This window comes from Nocardioides malaquae (assembly GCF_015070385.1).
GTDB lineage: Bacteria > Actinomycetota > Actinomycetes > Propionibacteriales > Nocardioidaceae > Nocardioides > Nocardioides malaquae.
Window position 1 is genome coordinate 1 of record NZ_JADCSA010001173.1, and the last position, 237, is coordinate 237.

General features: G+C 54.0%; 1 protein-coding gene. It reads left to right on the top strand.

The genetic code is table 11. The features are described from left to right. Positions 1-237 (top strand): MFS transporter (locus IEQ44_RS16500; RefSeq protein WP_193639488.1); only part of this gene is annotated, 237 nt, incomplete at both ends.

The following is a 237-nucleotide window of genomic DNA, read 5'->3' on the forward strand; positions in this document are numbered from 1 at the left end:
TCGGCCTGTTAGCGACCCTGTTTTACATTACCTATGGCGTGTCGAAGTTTGTCTCCGGCATTGTCAGCGATCGCTCAAATGCCCGTTATTTTATGGGGATAGGGCTTATCGCCACGGGCATTATCAACATTCTGTTTGGCTTCTCGACGTCGCTATGGGCGTTTGCCGTGCTCTGGGTGCTGAACGCCTTTTTCCAGGGCTGGGGTTCACCGGTGTGTGCGCGTCTGTTAACGGCCT